At 72.4% G+C, this 16988-nt stretch carries 17 protein-coding genes and 1 tRNA gene; 3 read left to right on the forward strand and 15 right to left on the reverse strand.

Annotation, left to right across the window (positions count from 1 at the left end):
* Window positions 1-41: 41 nt before the first annotated feature.
* Window positions 42-1637 (reverse strand): PP2C family protein-serine/threonine phosphatase, encoded by a 1596-nt coding sequence (locus tag ACH4TG_RS05225; protein WP_398240786.1) that lies wholly within the window; start codon window positions 1635-1637, stop codon window positions 42-44.
* 567 nt (window positions 1638-2204) lie between these two features.
* On the opposite strand from ACH4TG_RS05225, the gene ACH4TG_RS05230 reads away from it, so the two are divergent.
* The gene (locus ACH4TG_RS05230) at window positions 2205-2888 is read left to right on the forward strand and encodes a bifunctional DNA primase/polymerase (RefSeq protein ID WP_398240787.1); all 684 of its coding nucleotides are present in this window, start codon (window positions 2205-2207) and stop codon (window positions 2886-2888) included.
* A gap of 705 nt (window positions 2889-3593) precedes the next feature.
* On the opposite strand, the gene ACH4TG_RS05235 is transcribed toward ACH4TG_RS05230, so the two are convergent.
* From ACH4TG_RS05235 to ACH4TG_RS05245, 3 genes are all read right to left on the reverse strand, one after another.
* On the reverse strand, window positions 3594-4565 hold the full coding sequence (locus ACH4TG_RS05235) for a DUF5926 family protein (protein WP_398240788.1): 972 nt from the start codon (window positions 4563-4565) through the stop codon (window positions 3594-3596).
* A gap of 381 nt (window positions 4566-4946) precedes the next feature.
* Window positions 4947-5624, reverse strand: a complete 678-nt coding sequence (locus tag ACH4TG_RS05240; protein WP_398240789.1) for an ATP-binding protein — start codon at window positions 5622-5624, stop codon at window positions 4947-4949.
* 256 nt (window positions 5625-5880) lie between these two features.
* Window positions 5881-6717 (reverse strand): glycerophosphodiester phosphodiesterase, encoded by an 837-nt coding sequence (locus ACH4TG_RS05245; protein WP_398240790.1) that lies wholly within the window; start codon window positions 6715-6717, stop codon window positions 5881-5883.
* Between the two features lie 173 nt (window positions 6718-6890).
* Here ACH4TG_RS05245 and ACH4TG_RS05250 point away from each other — a divergent pair, with 173 nt between their 5' ends.
* Together ACH4TG_RS05250 and ACH4TG_RS05255 are read left to right on the forward strand one after the other, a co-directional pair.
* Complete coding sequence (locus tag ACH4TG_RS05250) at window positions 6891-8867, forward strand: trypsin-like peptidase domain-containing protein (RefSeq protein WP_398240791.1); 1977 nt, start codon at window positions 6891-6893, stop codon at window positions 8865-8867.
* A 51-nt stretch (window positions 8868-8918) separates the two neighbouring features.
* A tRNA-Ser gene (locus tag ACH4TG_RS05255) sits at window positions 8919-9005 on the forward strand.
* 162 nt (window positions 9006-9167) lie between these two features.
* On the opposite strand, the gene ACH4TG_RS05260 is transcribed toward ACH4TG_RS05255, so the two are convergent.
* The 11 genes from ACH4TG_RS05260 to ACH4TG_RS05310 form a co-directional block, all read right to left on the reverse strand.
* Window positions 9168-10568 (reverse strand): tyrosine-type recombinase/integrase, encoded by a 1401-nt coding sequence (locus tag ACH4TG_RS05260; RefSeq protein WP_398240792.1) that lies wholly within the window; start codon window positions 10566-10568, stop codon window positions 9168-9170.
* Window positions 10569-10625: 57 nt separating this feature from the next.
* The gene (locus ACH4TG_RS05265) at window positions 10626-10850 is read right to left on the reverse strand and encodes a helix-turn-helix transcriptional regulator (protein ID WP_398240793.1); all 225 of its coding nucleotides are present in this window, start codon (window positions 10848-10850) and stop codon (window positions 10626-10628) included.
* Window positions 10847-11173, reverse strand: coding sequence for a hypothetical protein (locus ACH4TG_RS05270; RefSeq protein WP_398240794.1), 327 nt, complete (start codon window positions 11171-11173; stop codon window positions 10847-10849). Before ACH4TG_RS05270 ends, ACH4TG_RS05265 begins: the two co-directional genes overlap by 4 nt.
* 87 nt (window positions 11174-11260) lie before the next feature.
* Window positions 11261-11560, reverse strand: a complete 300-nt coding sequence (locus ACH4TG_RS05275) for a DUF6303 family protein (protein WP_398240795.1) — start codon at window positions 11558-11560, stop codon at window positions 11261-11263.
* Window positions 11561-11562: 2 nt separating this feature from the next.
* Window positions 11563-12192, reverse strand: a complete 630-nt coding sequence (locus ACH4TG_RS05280) for a hypothetical protein (protein WP_398240796.1) — start codon at window positions 12190-12192, stop codon at window positions 11563-11565.
* 23 nt (window positions 12193-12215) lie between these two features.
* Window positions 12216-12431, reverse strand: a complete 216-nt coding sequence (locus ACH4TG_RS05285; protein WP_398240797.1) for a hypothetical protein — start codon at window positions 12429-12431, stop codon at window positions 12216-12218.
* Between the two features lie 17 nt (window positions 12432-12448).
* Window positions 12449-12643: a hypothetical protein gene (locus tag ACH4TG_RS05290; protein ID WP_398240798.1), complete on the reverse strand. Its 195-nt coding sequence runs from the start codon at window positions 12641-12643 to the stop codon at window positions 12449-12451.
* Between the two features lie 42 nt (window positions 12644-12685).
* Window positions 12686-12937: a hypothetical protein gene (locus ACH4TG_RS05295; protein ID WP_398240799.1), complete on the reverse strand. Its 252-nt coding sequence runs from the start codon at window positions 12935-12937 to the stop codon at window positions 12686-12688.
* A 180-nt stretch (window positions 12938-13117) separates the two neighbouring features.
* Window positions 13118-15214 (reverse strand): cell division protein FtsK, encoded by a 2097-nt coding sequence (locus ACH4TG_RS05300; protein WP_398240800.1) that lies wholly within the window; start codon window positions 15212-15214, stop codon window positions 13118-13120.
* A 123-nt stretch (window positions 15215-15337) separates the two neighbouring features.
* A complete protein-coding gene (locus ACH4TG_RS05305; protein WP_398240801.1) occupies window positions 15338-16492 on the reverse strand; it encodes a hypothetical protein in 1155 nt (384 codons plus the stop codon).
* The gene (locus tag ACH4TG_RS05310; protein ID WP_398240802.1) at window positions 16489-16782 is read right to left on the reverse strand and encodes a hypothetical protein; all 294 of its coding nucleotides are present in this window, start codon (window positions 16780-16782) and stop codon (window positions 16489-16491) included. The genes ACH4TG_RS05305 and ACH4TG_RS05310 overlap by 4 nt, the downstream gene beginning before the upstream one ends.
* Window positions 16783-16988 lie beyond the last annotated feature (206 nt).

The following is a 16988-nucleotide window of genomic DNA, read 5'->3' on the forward strand; positions in this document are numbered from 1 at the left end:
ACGGCCCGGCGGGGCCGGGCGACCGGGACCCCGGGCGGGGCTCAGTCGAAGCGGGCAACCAGCAGGACCAGGTCCTCCACGCCGTCGGCGGTGTCCAGGCCGTCGGGCAGCACGGTGCGGACGATGTGGTCGGCGAGCAGGTCGGGGTCGGCGCGGACGGCCCGCGACGCGCCCTGCGCTGCGGCGTGCACCCGGGCGAAGGCCCGGTCGGCGGGCTCCCCGGTGCGGTGCAGCAGCCCGTCGGTGAAAAGCAGCAGGCTCTCGCCGGAGTGCACGGACAGCTCCACGCTGGGTGCCTCCCAGCAGCTGAGCATGTTCAGCGGCGCGGACAGCGAGGTCTCCACGAACTCGCAGCGGCGGTCGCCGACGATCAGCGGCGGGCAGTGCCCGGCACCGGCCAGTGTCAGCTTGCGGCTGCGACCGCCGTTGCCGCCGCCGTCCGAGGCGCCGCCCGAGGCGCCGCCCGGGGTGCCGGCCGCCGCCTGGACGTAGCCGAACAGCGCGGTGGCCGAGCGGGCGGGTTCGGTCAGCCGCAGCAGCAGTTCCAGGTCGGAGAGGACGGCGACCGGGTCCTCGCCCTCCATCACGGCGTACGCGCGCAGGCTCGCGCGCAGCCGTCCCATCGCGGCGACCGCGCCGGGGCCGGCGCCAGTGACCCCGCCGACGGCCAGGCCCAGCGCGCCCTCGGGCAGCGGCAGCGCGTCGTACCAGTCGCCGCCGCCGCGCGGTCCCGTGGTGTGGCGCACCGTCATCCGCACGCCGGGCACCCGCGGCAGCCGGGCGGGCAGCAGTTCGGCGGCCAGCCGGGCGGTGACGCTCTCGGCGCGGCTGAGGGTGAGGCAGCGGGCCAGGTGCTCGGCGGCGTGGCGCAGGTAGAGCCCGACCAGGCGGCGCTGGCTCTCGGCGGGTGCGGCCGGCTCGTCGTAGAACCAGACGGCGGTGCCGAGGCGGCCGGCGGTCTCGGCGGTGAGCGCGAGGGCGTAGCTGGCGCCCAGGCCGAGCTGGTGGGCGACCTCGCGGTGCCGGGGGGACAGGCCCGGTTCGTGGAGCAGGTCGCGGTGCACGACCTCGCCGCGCGGATCGGCGGCCGTGGCCGAGCCGGAAGCGACCGCCGCGCCGGCGCACGTCCCCGCGCAGACGGTGGTGCAGCCGCCCGGGCACGCGGGGCCGCAGGCGCCGTCGCGCGGGCCCGCCGGGGGCACGAGGTGCGGGACGGTTTCCAGGGTGCCGAGGTCGCAGTGGCCCAGGCCGAGGCCGACGGAGGTGTCGGGGCCGAGGCCGTCCGCCGGTTCGAGGGCGATCATCCCGCGGCGCGCCCCGACCAGCGTGGCGCCGGCCCGCAGCACCTCGTGCAGCGCGTCCTCGAGGACGGCGGTGCGGGTGAGGCGTTCGGTCAGCTCGTGCAGCAGCGACAGGTCGCAGACCCAGGCGGCCAGCCGGTCCTGGACGGCCAGTGCCTGGTCGGGGGTGCCGCGGGCGGCGAGTGCGGAGTGCACGGGACCCGACGTGGCCTGCGGAACGGAGGCAGGGGAGGGGACGACGGCGGTCGCCTGGGCGGCCGGCGCGGCGTCAGTGTGCGCCTGGGCCGGAGGAGGCGGTTCGGTTCCGGCCACTTTTCTGACGTGGGCGGTGCTCATGGCCGGGAGCCTCCGGTCGGCGGCCGGCGGGCGGGGCAATCAGCGCTTTTCGTCCGCAATGCGCGGAGCATCTGCATGAATAGCATCGCAAACCCCCATGTCGTGCTGCGCCGCTATCAAGGACCCCACTTCTACACGCACGATCGTGGGCATGTCCAGGATTGTCCTGGTACACGGAAAGGTGTCGGAGTCTTGCGGCCGGCGGGGCGCGCGCCGTACGTTGGCCGGAAACCGACACCCCCGGTCCATGCGCACGGTCGACTGATGCCAGCCAACAGCGCGTCGTATCGCGGGTGATGGGTAGGAACCCGAAGTCAGGCTCAAGCGTCGTAGTACGTGAACAGTTGACGGCCGACCCAACCCCGAGTGGTGAAGGGTGCTGTGCTCGTCCGGGGATCCTCCGCGACTTGGGCCCACCGGACGAACGAAGCGCCTTGCGAGCGCCACCCTGCGCCACATTCCACGCTCGGCTGGCAGCGTGATGCGCTGCCTCGAATGCGGTGTGCTCGACAGTTACGTTGTGCAATGGGCAGATCCCTGGGCGTTAACGGAAAGGAACGAGCGCTGATGCGCGAGATCCTCGGAAGGCGACGCAAGCTCTCCCTGAAGCGAGAGGGGCGGACCGCGTACCTCAACGCGGCGCTCATGTACGCCGAGCACTGGCAGTGGCGTGTGGTGCCCGGAGCCGGTTTCGACAAGCCGGGCGGCTGGTGGCCGTCGACCGGGCAGCCATGTGCCTGCCTGCGGCCCAACTGCCCCGTACCCGGGGCCCATCCGCTGGACCCCGGACTGCTCGCCGCCACCCGCGACCCGCGGATGGTGCGCTGGTGGTGGACCAGCAGGCCGGACGCGCCGATCATGCTGGCCACCGGTGACCAGGTGTCGGCCGCGAGCCTGCCGGCCACGGCCGGCGCCGAGGCGCTGACCGCCCTGGAGCACTTCGGCTTCCGGCTCGGTCCGGTGGCCGCGACACCCACCCGCTACTTCTTCCTCGTGGCCCCCTACTCCCTGGACGAGCTCGGCGAGCTGCTCGACAGCCAGGAGTGGGTGCCCACCTCGCTGCGCTACCACGGTGACGGCGGCTACCTCCCGCTGCCGTCCTGCGGCAGCGGGGGCGGGTCGCAGTGGGTGCGGCCGCCGATGACCGGCAAGGACGCGCCCGCGCCCTGGCTGCCGCCGATCGACACCCTGGTCGACGCGCTGGTCCGGGCGGGGCGGACGGCACCCGACGGGGACCGGCTGCGGTTCTGACGGTTGCCGTCCGAAAGCAACCCCCGTCCGAGCTGTCCGGGCCGTCCGAACCCACCCGTCCGGCAGCCACCCGTCCGTGACGGCGAGGCGCCCCGTACGCGCGTGTGCGGGGCGCACCTCGCAGATGGGTGAATGTCCCGTTTGCGGTGAATGAGTTCGCTATGTTCGAGTGCGCGGGGCGGGGCGGGACTCGGTCCGTGGCGGGACCGAAGGCGTCAACCGACACGAGCACACGAGCAGATGAGCGCAGGTGAGCCAGGTGAATCCGCAGCCGCGGCCGGACGGCGCCTCTCCCGCGGGCGGTCCTGCCTCCGGGGATCCCCGGAGGCAGGCGTCGCGAGGTGACCGGGCGTCCGGCTGCCCGGAAGGGCTGCGTCGTGTCGCCGTCGCCAGCGTGGCGGCACTCGCCCTCGTGCTGGTGCTCGCGGTGGCGACCGCGGGCTCGCATTCCGGGGCACGGCATGGAAACGCCCGGTCGCTGACGACGGGGGATGCATCAGCGACCGGGCTGTTTAAACGGTAACAAGACTTCGTCCGATCGCAAATTCCCCGAACGGGCGGTCCTGCCGATTCCCCGGCGTTTCCAAGGGACTTGTGAGCGGAATCACTGACCGACCGCTCAGTCGGCACCCCTTTTCGGGGGGGTGCCGACCCCGAAGTCCCGGCCTGGCCCGGCCTTTCCGGCCCGCCCTGGCCTGTCCGGTCTCAGCTCAGGGTGATCTGGCGGTTGGTGAAGCCGCTGCGCGCCTTGCGCTCGTCGGCGGTCAGCGGCCCGGTGCGCGCCAGCGTCTCCGCGAGGCGGTCGCCGAACTCCGCGGCGGGCTTCTCGACGTCGTCGGCGGTCATCCCGACCGGGAGGTCCCAGACCGGGACGAGCAGGCCGTGCGCCCGGAACGAGCCGACCAGCCGGGTGCCTTCGCCGAGCGACGAGGCCCCTGCCACGTGCAGCCGCGCCATCGCGTCGAGCAGCGCCTCCTCGGCGTGCGGCATGACCCACCGCAGGTGGTTCTTCTCCGGCGTCTCACACCAGTAGGCGGCGTCCACGCCGGTCAGCCGCGCGGTCGGGATCGCCGCCTGGTTGGCCCGCTCCAGCGACGCGGCCACCTCGCCGGTCGCCGCGTCGGCGTCCTCCAGCCAGAACTCGAAGCCGGTCTGCACCTGCGGCTCGAACGGCGCGCTCAGGTCCAGCAGGTCCTGGAGCCGCGGACCGTCGGGTGCGGGCCGGCGGCCCTCGACGGGGTTGCCCGGCTCGGCGGTGAGCGCCCGCTGGAGGGTGTCCGCCAGGTCGCGGCTGATGTCGCCGGACGCCGCGTCGTTCTGCAGGCCGAGCAGCACGGCGCCGGTGTCGCGGCGCAGCCCGGGCCAGGCCATCGGCAGCACCGTGCCGAGGGTGACCGAGGGCACGTCCTCCGGCAGCGCGTCCTTGAGCGTCAGCTCCACGGTCGCCGCAGGCACCAGCTCGCGCAGCGCGATCCAGTCGCACTCCCCGGGCAGGCCCTCGAACGGGCGGCGGACCAGTTCGGTGACGGCGTGGGCGGCCTCCCGGCCGTGGCACGCCTTGTAGCGGCGGCCCGAGCCGCACGGGCAGGGCTCGCGCGCACCGACGACGGGAACGGCGGCCCCGGCTTCGGCCTTGGGGCCCTTGGTCTGGGTGGCGGTCGCGCGCTTCTTGGCCATGACTCGGTCTCTCCCGTTGCGGCGGTGTTACGGCCGCGAGCCTAGCGCCCGGAGGGGCGGCCTCCTGCCGTTCACGGGGTTCGCGCAGGCCGTGCCGGTCATGGCGCTCGGGTCGTGCGCGGGGGCGCGTGCCGCGGGCCGGGGCTCGCGGGGGTGCGCGGGCGGGTGTGCCGCGGGACGGGGCTCACCGGGCGCGCGGCGGGTGTGCCGCGGGACGGGGCTCCCCGGGCGCGCGGGTGCGGCGGTCCCGGACGGCGGACGCGCCATGAGGCGGGAGCGCGCGTCCCGAGCGGGGTGCGCGGCGCCGGCGAGGTGAGGCGCGGGGCGCCGGCAGGGCGCGCTTTCGGCTGCGCGCGTTCGGCCCGGCCCGCCCCGAGGGCCTCAGCCCAGGTCGTCCAGCGACTCCGCGAGGTCCAGCGGCAGGTCGAGCGGGACGCCCAGGGGCAGTTTGATGCCGGTGCCGAGCGAGTCGTCGCGCCGGGCGTGCCGGCCGCGGACCGCGAGCACCGCCCACACGGTGACCTCGCCGGGCGCGTCGCGCACGCCCCAGCGCAGCGCCAGGTTGCCCACGATGCCCAGGCCCCGGCCGCCGTGCGCGGTCAGCGAGGGGCTGGACGGCCGCGGGCGGGTGGGCCCGCCGCCGTCGGTGACCTCCAGGACCAGCAGACCGTCCCCGTCCACCGACCAGGCGGCTCGTATGCCCGCCTCCGCGCCCAGGTCGGGGCCCAGGCCGGGGCCCAGGTCCGGACCCGCGTCCCCGGAAGCCCCGCGCGGCCGGCCCACCCGGCCGGCCGGCGGCTGCGGCAAACGTCCGGCGGGCGCCTGCGCGCCCGCCTGCCCGTTCCTGTGCCCGCCCTCGTCGCTCTCGCCCAAGGGCCGGGCGTGCCGGCAGGAATTACTGAGCAGCTCCGAAAGGATCAGCACCGCGTCGTCCACGACCGGTTCGGGCACGTCGCGCGCGAACAGGTCGGCGCGCAGTCTCCTGCGTGCGTCAGCGACTCCGGTCGGACCATGGGGTAGGGCCATGGTCGTGGACGTCGGCACTTCTTGCGCCACCATCAACGACACCCCCGAGACCTCCTTCACCCCACGCCACAGGGTCAATGCCCGTCCGTAGTCGACCGGAAACAGGCCAACCGCGATCTCTTGCCGCACGCCTGGCGCCCCGCGGCACCGGCCTATGCCACCGACACGATCCGGCGCGGGCAACCGCCCGATGCTGCGCTCCGCACGCCCCCCTGCACTCCCTGTGACGGACGCGGGGGTGCCGGGCTGGGTCCCTGCGGGGCACCGATGACCCCCGCGCCCTCTCTGATCAGCGGCCGAGCTGGGTCAGCACCTTGCGCGGGCGATTGGTGATGATCGCGTCGACACCGAGCCGCACGCACAGCTCGACGTCCTCGGGACGGTCGACCGTCCACACGTGCACCTCGTGTCCCGCCCGATGCAATCGCGCCACGTACCCGGGGTTGGCGCGGATGATCCGCAGCGCCGGCCCGGCGATCCGCACCCCGGCCGGCAGCCGCCCGTCGCGGTTCCGCGGCAGCACGTACTGCATCAGATAGACGGTCGGCAGGCCCGGCGCCGAAGCCTGCACCCGGCGCAGCGAGCGTGACGAGAAACTCATCACCCGAACGGGCGAGGGCTCGCCGGGCAGTGCGGCACGGTCCAGACCGAAGCGGTGGAGCACCTCCAGCAGGCGCTCCTCCACCTGTCCGGCCCAACGCGTCGGATGCTTCGTCTCGATGGCCAGCTGCACCGGCCGCTCCGTGTCCACGACCAGCTCCAGCAGGCGGGTCAGGGTCAGTACCCGGCTGCGCTCGCCGGGGTCGTACCGCTCGGGCGCCTCGTGGTCGGCGGTGCGGCCCTTCCACGAGCCGAAGTCCAGCGCCGCCAGGTCCGCCAGTTCCAGCGAGGACACGGCCCCGCGGCCGTTGGACGTCCGGTTCACCCGCCAGTCGTGCACGCACACCAGCTCGCCGTCCGCAGTGAGGCGAACATCGCACTCCAGGGCGTCCGCACCGTCCTCGATGGCCTTCCGGTACGAGGCGAGCGTATGTTCTGGTACGTCCTCGGACGCACCGCGGTGGGCCACGACCTGGACAGGCCGGCCCCCGGGGTACGCATCCGGGACCGCGCGCGCAGACGTCACCGGGCCATCGTGCCACCGTCCCACCGGCCCCCGTGGTACACGCTGGCGCGAGCGTCGCACAGCTACCGCTTACGGCGGTCCGACACGCCGTGAGAAATGCTGTGTCCACGTAAACGATGTGTCGTGAACGCTGCGACCTGACTGCTGAACTCTGAACTCCGAGGAGATTCGCTGTGAGCACCGAGAACGAAGCCGGGTCCGGGTCCCCCCTGCCGGCTCCGAATGCGGAGCCGGCAGCGGCAGCGCACGAGGGTGCCGCGGCCGACCGCGCCGGCGCGCCCGTTCCGCCGGCGGCTCCTCCGGTGGCGCCGCCCGCCGCGGCACCCGCCACGCCCACCGACTCCGTCGCCGACGGATCCGCCGGGCCGTCCCCGTCCGGCCCGTCCGACGGGTCCTCCGCGGCCGCCGGGTCCGCAGCCGCTCCCGCTCCCGCTTCCGCGGACGAGCCCCGGACCGAGGTGCTGCCCGTGCACGGCACGGACCAGCCGCCGGCCCCGCACGCACCGGCCGCCCCGCCCGCGCACCCTGCCCAGCCGCACTCCGCGCCGCAGGTCCAGACGTCCGCACCGCCGCTGCAGGCGCCGCCGCCGGTCGGCCCGCCCTCCCCGTACGGACCGCCGCCGGCCGCACTGAACGGCGGTGCGGGCGCGAGCGCCGCCCAGGCGTCCGCGTCCTCCCCCTCGCCGTCGCCGTTCGAGGCGCCGAAGCCGTCTCCCTACGAGGCGCCGTCCCCGTACGACGCGCCGCCGGCTCCCGCGACCCACACGGCTCCCGCGCCGTCCCCGTACGAGGCGCCGTCGACCTCCGCGGCCCCCGCGTCCCCCTACGACGCACCGCAGACCGCGACCTTCGCGGCGGAGCAGCCGCCGGCCGGCTCGCAGCACCCCTCCCCCGACCCCTTCGCGGTCCCCGCCACCCCGGCGTACGCGTCCGCGGGCGGGCAGTCGCCGTACGACGCCCCGCACACCCAACCGGGCCACGGCGGCCCCGGCGCGCCCGGCGGACCGGTGTGGGGCTCCCCCACCCCGCCGCCCGGCAAGAAGCGCGGCATCGGCGGCATGGTCGCCGCGGTCCTGGTGGCCGCACTGGTCGCCGGCGGTGTCGGCGGCGGCATCGGCTACGAGGCGGCCAAGCACAACAACAACGACTCCAGCTCGACGACCGTCTCCGCGCCCGCCGACATCAAGGCCCTCAACCGGGCCCCCACCTCGGTCGCGGGCATCGCCAACAAGGCGCTGCCCAGTGTCGTGACGATCAAGGCCAGCGGTTCGCAGGAGAGCGGCACCGGCACCGGCTTCGTGTACGACACCCAGGGTCACATCCTCACCAACAACCACGTGGTGGCCCCGGCGGCGAACGGCGGCAAGCTGACCGTCACCTTCTCCAACGGCAACACCTACGACGCCCAGGTCGTCGGCCGCGCCTCCGGCTACGACGTGGCCGTGGTCAAGCTGAAGGACGCCAGCGGCATCAAGCTCAGCCCGCTGCCGCTCGGCAACTCCGACAACGCGGTGGTCGGCGACGCCACGATCGCGATCGGCGCGCCGTTCGGCCTGTCCGGCACCGTCACCACCGGCATCGTCAGCGCCGTCCACCGTCCCGTCGCCTCCAGCGACGGCCAGGGCAGCAGCCAGTCGTACATGAGCGCCATCCAGACCGACGCGTCGATCAACCCCGGCAACTCCGGCGGGCCCCTGCTCAACGCCGACGGCGCGGTGATCGGCATCAACTCCGCGATCCAGCCCGGCGGCAGCAGCTCGCCCGGCAGCCAGGGCGGCAGCGTCGGCCTCGGCTTCGCCATCCCGATCAACCAGGCCAAGCGGGTCGCCGACCAGCTGATCAAGACCGGCGTGCCGGTCTACCCGGTGATCGGCGTCAGCCTCAACTCCGCGTACGACGGCGACGGCGCGCAGATCGCCAGCAGCAGCGACGCGATCGTGGCGGGCGGCCCCGGCGCCGCGGCCGGCCTCAAGCCCGGCGACATCATCACCAAGTTCGACGACACGATCATCGACAGCGGCCAGACCCTGATCGGCGAGATCTGGCAGCACCAGCCCGGCGACAAGGCGACCATCACCTACACCCGCGGCGGCTCCTCCCACACCACGACCCTCACCCTGGGCAGCCGCAAGGGAGACAGCAGCCAGTAACCCCTCCCGCCACCCACTAAGCTGTCCCCGCGGCGCCCGCCGGCGCCGCGGGGAGGCTTGCCCGAGCGGCCTAAGGGAACGGTCTTGAAAACCGTCGTGGCAGCGATGTCACCGTGGGTTCAAATCCCACAGCCTCCGCAGTAGCGGTAAACGTGCAGGTAGGGGCGGCCTCCGGAGTTCCCGAGGCCGCCCCTACCTGTTGGTCTGTCCCACGTGTGTGCCCCCGGATCCCACTGCCGACCAGTGCGTGTGGTCAACCTGTGGTCAGGTTCCGGAGCCCTGGACGGCGGCCACGTTCCGTCATCCGTCCTGGTCGGCCAGGGCGCGGCTGATCATCTCGTTGGCATGGCCCTGCACGCCGCGAAGGATCTTCGCGTAGAAGCGGAAGAGGACTGCGACGCTGTGTCCTGCCCGCCGGGCGACCTCGACCGGGTCCACTCCTGCCTTGATCCACAGGGACACTCCTGCTTGCCGCAAGGAGTAGGGGACTTCGGCGAGCCGCGTTTCGAACTCGTCGGCAGAGAGCACCTTCTCCCGTGCCGCCTGCCACAGTTCGGTGTACTCCGTGGAGCGGACACGTCCCCCGCCGGCCGCGCGGAAGAGGCGCCCGTCCGACGCGATCCCGTGGACCCTGATGTGCTCCCTCAGCATGCGGACGAGGATCGGCGGAATCGGCACGGATCTGGTCGCCTTGCGCGCGCGCCGCTTCAGCCCCCGTGTCTCGAAGGACCGGCCATCGTCCGTCCAGCCCGATCCGACTTCGGGCCGGGACTCGGCCAGGACAAGTTCGCCCCAGGCGTCTTCGGCCTCTTCGTCCGGGAGAACGCACGCCTTCTTGGCGAGGGCGGCAGCCTCGGAGGGACGCATAGCCGCGTAATACAGGCAGCCGAAGAAGGCTTCGAGGTGTTCCCCCCGCGCACCTTGCAGGGCCACTGCCCGGATGAGAGCGCGGGCGAGTTCGGGTTCGGGCACATAGCGGAAGTCGACTTCGTCGTCCGTCTCCGGCGGAGTCCAGTCGATGCGCGAAAGGGGGTTCACGGTCAGGAGATCCCGCTCGACCGCGTACCGAAGGGCGTTGTTGAGTGTGGTCCGCCTGCGCCGGAACGTGTTGTCGGCGGCGGCCGTTCCGTCGAGTTTCAGCGACAGGGCGGTCAGCGCCGCGCGCATCCTCTCGGAGGTTCCCAACTCGGCCATCTTGAGGGAGTTCTTGGCGATCCAGGCCAGGGCTGCCGACTCCTCTTCCGGAATGGGCTCGGCGTCTTTGCGCGCGACGACGCCGCCCTCCGAGCGGCACATCTGGAACGCCCAGGTGCGCAGCGCTCGCCGGAGCACCGCACGGTCCGGCATCCCTTTGACCGAGGAAACGAGAACCGGCGTCACGACGGTGAGCGCCTCCGCGATGCCGGCGCGGTGTTTCGCCGCGGCCCGCGGCCATTTCATGAGGGCGTACGCGCAGGCATGTTCGTACCATGTCGGCGACTTGCGCTCACGTAACTCGCTCGCGGGCAGACCGGTCTCGGTGTCGAACTGCTCGCCGCGACGGACGGCAGACATCAGCTCCGAGCGGCGCCCGTCGGCGAGGGTGACGTTGGAGAAGACCTCGTAGTGAACCTCCGTACCGACGCGCCAGCGCAGTTGGAAGGGCGAACTCTTGCTCGGGCGGCTCCGGACACTCCAGATCCGCACGTTGTAGGTCAGCACGTGACCACCTCCGGGCCGGGTGCGCGCCCCTTGCCGGGCGCGCACCCGGGATCTGGGTCAGTCGGACAGGTTGTCGCAGGTGGTGGACCACCAGGCGTCGAGGTCGCTGCGACGCACGCGGATCTGACCGTTGGGGAGCCGCACGCAGCGCGGGGCCTTTCCGCGGGCGCGCAGACGGTAGAAGGCGGAGCGGGACATGCCGATCTCGTCCAGGACTTCGGGGAGTTTGAGGCTGCGGCGAGCGGAGGTGCGGGAGTGTGCCCCGGGTCGTGTACCGGTCATGCGCTTGCCCCTGCGTCGTTGGTGAGCCGGGGGAAGATGGCGTAGACGCGAATGGTCGACGGGTGCGCCGGGGCGGTGAACTCCAGCAACTCCCGGTCCTCGCAGGGCTTCGACCGGACCGATGCGGGGGAAGCGGTGAGGGCCTCGCGCCAGGCTTCGAAGCTGCTGGGGTTGTCGAGTTGAACGTCGATGCGGTCGGCGTCGATGTTGTGTGACACGACGTAGGCGCCGGGCAGTTCGGGGTGGAGTTCGGCGAGGCGGAGTAACGAACGGAGCGCGTTCGCTTGGGCCGCGAGGGGCGGCGGGGGGTCGTCGTAGGTCATGCTGGGGTTACCTCCTGTGCCGTTGATGCGGGTGGGAGGCCGGGGCAGCGGGTGATCTTGGCCGACTGGCCGCTGCCCCGGGCAGAGTCAGGTGTCCTCGGACCGTGCGGCCACGGTCACCTTGATGCTGGCGATAAGGGAGACCTGGCCCTCGGGGTCGCCTTCGAAGAAGGTCTCCATCCATTCCCAGGCGGTGCCGTCGTCGATGGGCCGGTAGCCGAGGGCGCGCAGGGCGGTGGTGCGTGCGCTGATGGTGGGGACGCCGTCGCCGATGGGGAACGGGACGTGGGGCCAGCGGGATTCTTCGGGTTCGGCGACGAAGACTTGCCAGTTGGTGCCGTCCCAGGACTGGATGAGGTGCGCCTGGAGCGCGGGCTTTCGGGTCATGCTCAGCCCGCCTGGAGGAAGCCGTGCGCGTCCGCGAACTCCAACAGATGGTGCAGGACGCGTTCGGCGTGCTCGGCGTAGGCGAACGCTGCGTCGGCGAGGTCAGTGGTGAACGCGGCCAGAACGTCGGCGCGTTCGTCGTCTGAGCGCTGGGCGCTCTCGGTGTCGTGGGTGTTCAGGCACTCGGCGAATCGCGTGCGGAGCCGGTCGAGTTCGCGGCCTCCAACCCTGGTGGTGAGGGAGTGGTCGAGGTCGGGGAGGCCCTGGGCGGGGTAGAGGTAGCGGCCGTGCGCGTCGCGGGGGAGCTCGACGAGGCACGGGTGCTGGTTGCGCAGGACGGCGGTGAGGGCGTTGGCGGTGCCGTAGGCGTAGCCGAGGGCGGCGTTCTCGTACAGCTCGTGGGTGTGGTGTTCCAGGACGGTGTAGAGGTCGTTGAGTTGCCAGAGGGCTTCGTCGTGGGGGTGGACGGGCTCGGCGCCGGGGATGGCGAGTAAGCCGGTGGCGGGGGCGATGCGGCCGGGGTCGGCGGACCAGGCGGCGTGGCGGGCGTGGCTGTGGGCGGCGTGGAGTTCGCGGGTGGCGGCGCCGAGGGCGTTGACGCTGTCGGTGAGTTTGTTGTGCCAGGTGGTCATGTGCGTGGGTCTCCGGTTCGGGTTCAGACGAGGTGGCCGGCGTTGTCGAGGAGGTGGCGGAGGTTGCCGCCGACGGCGGCGAGGCGGTGTTCGATGACCTGCCAGGACTCGGCGTCGATGGCCATCAGGCCGGCGATCGCTGCGGGGCCCTGGCCGAGTTCGAGCGCGGTGAGGACGTCACGGAGTTCGCCGATGGCCATGAGCGATATGCGGGGCGTGGCGCTGATGGTGGTACACATCGTGGGCTCCTTGCAGGTCAGTTGCCGGACTTGGGGAGGGCGTCGCGCAGGGCGGTCATGATCTGGTCGATGGAGGGGGCGGCGCCGCTGCGGGCGAGGTAGAACCCGAAGAGCAGCGCGACGACGGCGGCTCCTGCGCCCAGCGCGCGGTAGCGCATGAGCAGGGCGAGCAGGGCGCCGAAGAGGACGAGGGCGGAGATGCTGAAGGCCATTTCTGCGGTGCCTTTCTCGGTGGCGGTTGCGCGGTGTGGCGGTCAGCGGGTGCCTTCGCGATGCAGGCGGGTGGCGACGTTGTAGAGGTGTCGTCCGAGGCGGATGCGCTGCCCGTAGCCGTCGCAGCGGCGGCAGGTCCGGCCGCGGACGATCCGTCCGCGCCGGTTCTGCTTGATCTTGAATCCGAAGCCGCGGCACTTGCGGCAGTAGCCGACCGGGCTGGCCGTGCAGAGCGCGGCGTAGGCGGCGATGGTGATGACGGCGAGCGCTATAGCGGCGCCGAGTGAGGACATGGCGAACCCCTTTCCAGGGCGGAATCAGGGCGTGCGGGAACCTGGCCGCTAGTCGCTAGCGGCCAGGTCAGAGGGGGTGCGGGGCGCTAGCGGGGGTGCTAGGTCTAGCGGGGCGGAGTGCTAGCAAGGTCAGCGCTGCTAGGGGCTGATGAGTGCGGTCAGTGGAGCCCGAGGAGGCTGCTATGCCGCAGCGCTCCCGCCTTCTCGCCGCTCCACGGCAGCGAGCACGTCTCGGCGGCGCAGCCCGCGGCGGTTGGCTCCCTTTCCTCCCTCGGTGGTGCCCCAGACCTGGACGGTGCGGATGCCGTACGGCCTTACGGCGGTGGCCAGTTGCTCGGTGGTCCACGTGCCGTAGACGTCCGGGCGGAGCTCGGTGAGGCGGGTGAGGGCGGCCTCGCTCCACATCTTGTCGGTGCCGGGAGGGAGGGCCGCACTGAGGTCGGCGAGCAGGTCGTAAGAGGCGCCGGCCTCCTCCGCCGGACCCTCGCCGAGGGCGTGTCCGGTCAGAGTTCCCGCGCGCTTGCGCAGCTCGTAGATGCGCGAGGCGATGGCGTCGGCGGTGGGGACGTCGACTCCCACGGTGCGGACGATGCGGGCGTCGGCACCCTCGCCGACGAACCAGCAGATGCCCTTGTCGCCCCAGGCCAGGATGGTGGCGCGGACGCCGCGTTTGTGGCAACCGGTGCCGAGGACCATGTCGTTCTCGATCTGCCCCATGACCTTGAGGCACCACCGCATGGTGGCGTTCGCGGAGATTCCGGTCGGTAGGGACTTGGCGTCCGGGCGCTGTGTGGCGAGGAGCAGGGTGATCCCGAGCGCCGGGCCGCGCTTGACGAGGTCTGTGCAGTGCTCCTCGAACTCCGCACCGCGCTTGGGGTGTTCGAACCACATCTGGCATTCGTCCACCCCGATGACGATGGGGTGCAGCCCGAGCTTGCGCATGTCTGCAAGCGCCGAGGTGACCTTGGACTCCGGACAGAGGTCCTTCGGCAGCTCCCGCAGTACCTTGGCGCGGCGCCTCAACTCGGCGCGTAGTTCCCGGAGATCGGCCAGGGCGTAGGCGATGTCCTCCTCTTCCTCCCCGGCCCGGTAGCGGTGCGCGACGCGTCCGACGGTGGCCAGGTCGCCCGTGCCCTTGAGGTCGTAGGCGTGCACCTCGGCGCGCAAGTCCATGCACGCGATAAGCAGAAGCAGCCGGAGGAGGAACGTCTTGCCCATGCGGGGTACGGCTCCGATGATCCCCGAGACGTACATCAGGGCCTGCGCGATCCACCTTCCGCGCTGGTCGGTGGCGAACGGCTGGGCCTTGAACAGGTCGAGCGGTTTGACGTCGAGCAGCGGCCACTTGGGCTGGCGGGTCTTGGACATGTCCTGATCGCCGACCCACAAGCGGAGCCGGCCTGTGTGCTCGTCGGGCACGGCCTCCGGCCAGACGCAGCCGAGCGGGCGACGCAGCCCGGAGGCGAGCTTCTCCCGCCGGTCGATGACGTCGGTGACCGTGACGCCGTAAGGGAGGTCGCCCTCGGCGAGCCAGCCGGGACCGTCGCGGGTGATCGGGGCGGTGAACGCGAAGCCCGGACCGCCTTTCGCTTGTGCCTGGCTGATGGCGGGGATGCCGAGGGAGCCGAGGGCCCGTAGCACGATGTCGCTGGTGAGCTTGGTGGCCTTCGGGATATCCACAGCCCTGTGGATAATCGGATCGTCCGCAGGCTGCCCGATCCTGCCCAGCCCCATCCCAAACGCGCCGGCGGCCAGCAGGAGGAGCCAGGCCGGGGCGAGTACGTAGCTGGCCAGACCGAGGAACGTCACCAGGAACACGGCGATCACGCCGACGACCGTCCGCCAGCGCACCCGCCGATCGCGCTGCCGCGACAGTTTCAGGTACTCCTCGATGTCCTCGCGCGCCGCGGCGACCCGCCGCAGCGGCTCGCCCTCGGCGTCGGCCAGCCACCGCAGAAAGCTGCCGACGAACCGGGCGCCACCGACCGGCGCGCGCAGGCTCAGCCGCAGCCCGTACCAAGGGGTGCGTATCGCGTGATACGCGGTGACGTGCCCGGCGTACGCGGCAACGCCCTTCGCGGCGCTGCCGAACTCCCGCCGCGACCGAGCCCACGGGGGTACGACCGGGCGCCGCTTCGCGCCGCGCACACGATCAAGCAGCCCGAGGCCGGTGCGACCACCGGGCTTGTCGACCAAGATCGTGCCGTCCTGCGCGGCGGTAACCGCTGCGGGCGGCGGCAACGGCCCTTCTGGCGGGCCCTGCTTGGTGTGATTCATCCTTGGACCTCTCGTGAGGTGGTCTGCGTGACTGGCTCCGCTACGACAGGGCAAGGGAGCCCGAAGCCTGAACGGGTGCGTAAAGTGCAGGCACTCTTGCTGCCGGGCCGCTGCGGTAGGTGTTCACCCGTCGTGCCGAGTACCGCCAGAGGCGTTCACTGAACGCGGCCCGCGTTCACCGTCGAGGCGGGTGAACACCCCGTGGACGTAGCTCGGGGCACGCGTCGCCCGCCGTGCGGTCTCCCGCACGCTCAGGCCGGCGGCCCAGCCGCGTTCGATGACGGCCAACGCGTCATTGGTGCCCAGCTTGACGGGTGAACGCGGCTCTGAACGGGCTTCGCTGTTCGCCTCGTTCACCCCGTTTACCGGTGGAAGGTCGGTGAACGGGCTGGGGAGGCGGCGGACGTTCATCGCGGCCCGGGCCATATGGTCGCGCACTTCGCTCGCGAGCGCGGACGCTACCGGATCGCGTGGCGCGAGCCAGGGCGCCGGCAGCGTGATCGTCGCCAGCGAAGTGGCGTTGCGCCGCGCGGCCAACTGATCGAGCAGCTTGGCGCGTTGCTCGACGTCCGTCCCGACCGACGCGCGGGCGACGGCGACCGCCAAGCGGCGCGCGAAGCGTCGGCCGCGACGCCGCTCGCGTCGCTCCGGGCTGATCTCGGCGAGCCGCGCGGCCAGAGCCACGGCCCGCACCGTGGCGCGGTCGCGGGTGATCTGCGCGGCGTCCCGGTGCCGCTCGGCGATGCCGAGCCGTGACAGGAGGCGTTCGCGCAGTTCGCGGACGATCAGTGCCCCGAAGCCGTTGGACGAGGCGTCCGGTCGACGGTGGCGCAGCTCGATCCCCATGGCCAAATGCCAGAGCATCGCGGCCATCACGGGACCCACGAAGGCGCGGACCGTGCCGCCGATCGGCCCGGACTCGGAGTAGGCCGGGATGATCTGCACGCCGGTGATGACCCAGACGAGTACGCCGGGGATGCCGGGTGCCGCGGTCGGGCCGTTGAGGTTCTGCCGTGCCATCAACGCGGTGGCGAAGAGGGCGAGTTCGGCGGCGCCGAACATGGCCGCGCGTTCGGCGGGCCCGGTGATGTCGAGGTAGTCGGCGGCGAAGCGCCACGAGGTGTCGGCGCTGTAGGCCGTACACGCGACCGCCGCGAGGGCGGCGACACGGACAGCCAGGGTTCCCCGCCGCAGTTGGCGGACGATGGCCACCGTCAGCCCAAGCGCGAGTAGTGCGGCGGTGCCGTAGGCGACAAGAACGGGCAGCGGTGTCGTCATGCCGCCCACCGCCACGTGCATGGCCGGTGCGTCGGACGGTCGGGACGAAGCAGGGAGGGACCGGTCAGCCGCAGCGCGTACATCGCGTCCTCCATGGTGAGGACGTCGGACGCGCCTTCGTGCAGCAGCTCGGCGAGCACATCGCGGGCCGCGGCCGAGCGGGCCGCGTGCTCCTCGGCGGACTCGGGACGGTCGGGCGGTGGGCCGGCGAACAGCTCGCGGAAGTCGTCCGCGCGGTCCGGCGGCGGAGGCTCCCGTAAGTGGCAGTGGCGAGCTAAGTAGACGTGCATCGATTTCTCCTGGTGACAGAGGTGAGAAGAGGCGTGCGTCCGTGGCGCCCGGCGAGGGCCGCGCTGCCGTGTGAGGCGGGCGCGGCCGGGCCGGGGCCAAAGACATTTCGTTTGTTCTGGCGCTCTGTGGAGTTCTCAAGGGTCGGGCGCTGTCTTCGGACCGCTCGGTGGACGAGCGGGAGCCTCTGGGCGCTCAGGACGTATCA

The organism is Streptomyces sp. NPDC020917, from assembly GCF_044333795.1.
In the GTDB taxonomy this organism is placed as follows: Bacteria; Actinomycetota; Actinomycetes; order Streptomycetales; family Streptomycetaceae; genus Actinacidiphila.

Excerpts from the sequence above, each read along its gene's own strand:
- ACH4TG_RS05265 (WP_398240793.1), bottom strand. The coding sequence starts at position 10,850 with ATGACCGGTACACGACCCGGGGCACACTCCCGCACCTCCGCTCGCCGC.
- ACH4TG_RS05235 (WP_398240788.1), bottom strand. The coding sequence starts at position 4,565 with ATGGCCAAGAAGCGCGCGACCGCCACCCAGACCAAGGGCCCCAAGGCC.
- ACH4TG_RS05310 (WP_398240802.1), bottom strand. The coding sequence starts at position 16,782 with ATGCACGTCTACTTAGCTCGCCACTGCCACTTACGGGAGCCTCCGCCG.
- ACH4TG_RS05295 (WP_398240799.1), bottom strand. The coding sequence starts at position 12,937 with ATGTCCTCACTCGGCGCCGCTATAGCGCTCGCCGTCATCACCATCGCC.
- ACH4TG_RS05290 (WP_398240798.1), bottom strand. The coding sequence starts at position 12,643 with ATGGCCTTCAGCATCTCCGCCCTCGTCCTCTTCGGCGCCCTGCTCGCC.
- ACH4TG_RS05275 (WP_398240795.1), bottom strand. The coding sequence starts at position 11,560 with ATGACCCGAAAGCCCGCGCTCCAGGCGCACCTCATCCAGTCCTGGGAC.
- ACH4TG_RS05305 (WP_398240801.1), bottom strand. The coding sequence starts at position 16,492 with ATGACGACACCGCTGCCCGTTCTTGTCGCCTACGGCACCGCCGCACTA.
- ACH4TG_RS05225 (WP_398240786.1), bottom strand. The coding sequence starts at position 1,637 with ATGAGCACCGCCCACGTCAGAAAAGTGGCCGGAACCGAACCGCCTCCT.
- ACH4TG_RS05280 (WP_398240796.1), bottom strand. The coding sequence starts at position 12,192 with ATGACCACCTGGCACAACAAACTCACCGACAGCGTCAACGCCCTCGGC.
- ACH4TG_RS05285 (WP_398240797.1), bottom strand. The coding sequence starts at position 12,431 with ATGTGTACCACCATCAGCGCCACGCCCCGCATATCGCTCATGGCCATC.
- ACH4TG_RS05270 (WP_398240794.1), bottom strand. The coding sequence starts at position 11,173 with ATGACCTACGACGACCCCCCGCCGCCCCTCGCGGCCCAAGCGAACGCG.
- ACH4TG_RS05240 (WP_398240789.1), bottom strand. The coding sequence starts at position 5,624 with ATGGTGGCGCAAGAAGTGCCGACGTCCACGACCATGGCCCTACCCCAT.
- ACH4TG_RS05300 (WP_398240800.1), bottom strand. The coding sequence starts at position 15,214 with ATGAATCACACCAAGCAGGGCCCGCCAGAAGGGCCGTTGCCGCCGCCC.
- ACH4TG_RS05230 (WP_398240787.1), top strand. The coding sequence starts at position 2,205 with ATGCGCGAGATCCTCGGAAGGCGACGCAAGCTCTCCCTGAAGCGAGAG.